General features: G+C 71.1%; 5 protein-coding genes. 3 read left to right on the forward strand and 2 right to left on the reverse strand.

The window, feature by feature from the left end; translation table 11 throughout:
• Positions 1-374, reverse strand: a 374-nt coding sequence (locus tag G6028_RS03510; RefSeq protein WP_182658055.1) for a PRC-barrel domain-containing protein, incomplete at its 3' end; no start/stop codon positions are given.
• Positions 375-443: 69 nt separating this feature from the next.
• On the opposite strand from G6028_RS03510, the gene G6028_RS03515 reads away from it, so the two are divergent.
• From G6028_RS03515 to G6028_RS03525, 3 genes are read left to right on the forward strand one after another with little or no spacing between them, the layout of a single operon-like run.
• Entirely contained in the window at positions 444-1,484 is a 1,041-nt protein-coding gene (locus G6028_RS03515; RefSeq protein ID WP_182658056.1) for an HpcH/HpaI aldolase/citrate lyase family protein, read from the forward strand.
• Positions 1,484-1,984, forward strand: coding sequence for a general stress protein (locus G6028_RS03520; protein WP_179525580.1), 501 nt, complete (start codon positions 1,484-1,486; stop codon positions 1,982-1,984). The genes G6028_RS03515 and G6028_RS03520 overlap by 1 nt, the downstream gene beginning before the upstream one ends.
• On the forward strand, positions 1,981-2,589 hold the full coding sequence (locus tag G6028_RS03525; protein WP_304814553.1) for a suppressor of fused domain protein: 609 nt from the start codon (positions 1,981-1,983) through the stop codon (positions 2,587-2,589). Before G6028_RS03520 ends, G6028_RS03525 begins: the two co-directional genes overlap by 4 nt.
• Here the strand turns inward: G6028_RS03525 and G6028_RS03530 are convergent.
• The coding region (locus tag G6028_RS03530; protein WP_277817565.1) for a CorA family divalent cation transporter at positions 2,590-2,979 on the reverse strand (390 nt) is incomplete at its 5' end.

Consider the following 2,979-nt stretch of genomic DNA (forward strand, 5'->3'; position numbering starts at 1 on the left):
GTGCCGGCCGCCGAGACGGCCGAGGGGCCGGCCGCGGAGCCGGGCGCGCCGCGCTCCGGATCGACCCCCACGATCGAGTCCACCAGGGACCCGAGCACCAGGTTCTCGCCGGGCCTGGACTGGAACCGGTGCAGATTGATCGTTCCGGAGATCAGCGCGACCGAGCGGGGCTCGACCGAGGCGACCCTGAGCATGGGCACGAAGATCCGCCGCCGGGTGGGAAGCTCCACCACCAGTCCGAGGACCCGGGGTTGCTTGTGCCGGGCGCGCATCGTCACCACGACGTCGCGGATCCGCCCGATGTCGTCCCCGTCAGGGCCGATCACCGGCAGTCCGGCTAGCCTGGCGACGAAAGCCTTGTTGAGGTTCGCCATGCGGACCAGGTTAGTCACCGGGTGGTGGATCACGCCCCGCCCGCACCGGACCGGAGGGAGTGCCCGCAGATGACCCCCGCCCAGCACACGGAGACCGCACCGTCGGAGTCCGCCGCGGCGACGATCGCCGGACTGCGCACCCGTCCCCGGCGCACTGTGCTCGCCGTCCCCGGTAGCAGCGTCAAGATGATCGGCAAGGGCCGCGGGTTGCCGGTGGACGAGGTGTTCCTCGACCTCGAGGACGCCGTCGCGGGCCCGGCCAAGGAACAGGCGCGCGAGAACGTCGTCGAGGCGCTCACCAGCGGTGGCTTCGCCGCGCCGACCGTGGTGGTGAGGGTGAACGCCTGGGACACCGAGTACACCGTCCGGGACGTCACGGAGGTGGTCGGCAGGGCGGGCGCCCACGTCGACGCGCTCCTCCTGCCCAAGGCGCGGTCGGGCGCGGAGGTCCGGGCCCTCGACCTGGTGCTCACCCAGGTGGAGAAGGCGGCGGGCCTGCCGGTCGGGCACATCGGTATCGAGCCCCAGATCGAGGACGCGCTCGGTCTCACCAACATCGACGAGATCGCCACCGCGAGCGCGCGGGTCCTCACGCTGGTGTTCGGTCCCGCGGACTTCATGGCCTCGATCGGCATGCGCACCCTCACCGTCGGGGAGCAGCCGGAGGGGTACGCGCCGGGCGACGCCTACCACCACGTTCTGTTGAGCATCCTCGTCTCCGCCCGGGCGCACGGTCTCCAGGCGATCGACGGGCCGTTCCTCAAGGTGCGGGACGTGGAGGGCTTCCGCAGGGCGGCGGCCCGCACCGCGGCACTGGGCTTCGACGGCAAGTGGGTCCTGCATCCCGCCCAGGTGGACGCGGGCAACGAGGTGTTCAGCCCGCGTCAGGACGAGTTCGACAAGGCGGAGGGGATCCTCGCCGCCTACGCCCACTCCACGTCCGAGGAGGGCGGGGCCCGGGGCGCGGTGATGTTCGGTGACGAGATGCTCGACGAGGCCAGCCGTAAGATGGCACTGGTGGTCTCCGCACGAGGGCGGGCAGCGGGGATGACGACGACGGCCGCCCGAGAGACCGATCCGAACGGGTCGACGACGGAAGGATCGATGTGATGACGACTCCGGTGTCCCCGACCACGGGCCGGCGCGGGCAGACGCCCGGGTTGCCCACGCCCCCCACCGGGTGGGTGGTCGGTTCCTACCCCACCTACGCGCAGGCCCAGGCGGCCGTGGACCACCTCGCGGACGAGGAGTTCCCCGTCCACGAGGTGACCATCGTGGGCGTGGACCTCATGCAGGTGGAGCGTGTCACCGGCCGGCTGACCTGGCCCAAGATCCTGCTCGGCGGACTGGCGACCGGCGCGTGGCTCGGACTGTTCGTGGGCCTGCTGGTCGGCATCTTCACCCAGCCGATGTGGGGAGTCGTCCTCACCGGACTGATCGGTGGTTCGGTGTTCGGTGTGGTCTCCGCCTCGCTGTCCTACGCCGCGACACGGGGAAAGCGCGACTTCGCGTCGACCTCCCAGTTGGTCGCCGGACGGTACGACATCCTGTGCGAGCCCGGGAACGCCGAGAAGGTCCGCGACGAACTCGCACGCCTCGGCCTCAAGTGACGCTCCCGGGAGGCCCTTCCGACTCGTCGTCCGTCCTGACCGCGGTCCGCGAGCATCTCATCGCGCATCTCGGCCCCGAGCCGCAGGAGGCGTCGGTGACCTTCCTGGGGGCGGCACCGATCCGGGTCCTGCGCTTCGTGGACATCGAGTCCGGCCTGGTGAGATACGCCTCGCTCGGGTGTTCGGCCGACCCGATGGGGGACCCGTCCGCGCTGGTCCCCGACCCGACCGCGCCGCGGGCCGAACTCTCCCTGGTGTTGCGGGGCGGCGTGGACGGGCTCGTCCGCGCCCTGGCCGTGCTCGCGGCCGCCCCGGCGGTCGAGGGCCTGGTGCTGTCCGAGGGCGCTCTCATCGATCTCGGGGAGCCGCTGTGGCCGGGCGCGGCGTTCACCGCGGTCGTGCTGCGGGCGCCCGAGATCCCCGACGTCGAGGTGGGCGGGGAGTCCGCCCCCGTCAGGATCTTCCGTGCGGTCCCGGTGACGCACACCGAGGCGGCCTGGGTCCGACTCAAGGGAGCGGGGGAGCTCGAGGACGCGTGGGCGGAGGCCGGGATCGACGTGACCGATCCGGCGCGCCGCGCGGTGAATCCGGGTCTGACCCGCTGACTACAGCCAGCGGTTCCTGCGGAAGAGCAGGAACAGCCCGGTGCACGCGGCGGCCATGACCCCGAGCACCAGGTAGTAGCCGTACTCGGAATGCAGTTCGGGCATGTTGGTGAAGTTCATCCCGTAGATCCCCGCGATCATCGTGGGCACGACCGCGATCGCCACCCACGCGGAGATGCGCCGCATGTCGGTGTTCTGCTGCACCCCGATCATCGCCATGGCCGCGTTGACCAACGAGGTGATCTGCTCGTCGAGGGTCGTGACCTCCGCCGCGACCTGGCTGTGGTGGTCGTGGACGTCGCGGAAGTAGTGCCGGATCTCGGCGGGGATCAGGTCGAGATGCTCGACCGCCAGGCGTGTTAGGGACGTGCTTCGGAAAGCAGAGTTCTG

The organism is Dietzia cercidiphylli (genome assembly GCF_014145145.1).
GTDB lineage: Bacteria > Actinomycetota > Actinomycetes > Mycobacteriales > Mycobacteriaceae > Dietzia > Dietzia natronolimnaea.

Bases quoted from the DNA above. Each gene is read 5' to 3' on its own strand.
- G6028_RS03515 (WP_182658056.1), top strand. From the start codon at position 444: ATGACCCCCGCCCAGCACACGGAGACCGCACCGTCGGAGTCCGCCGCG.
- G6028_RS03520 (WP_179525580.1), top strand. From the start codon at position 1,484: ATGACGACTCCGGTGTCCCCGACCACGGGCCGGCGCGGGCAGACGCCC.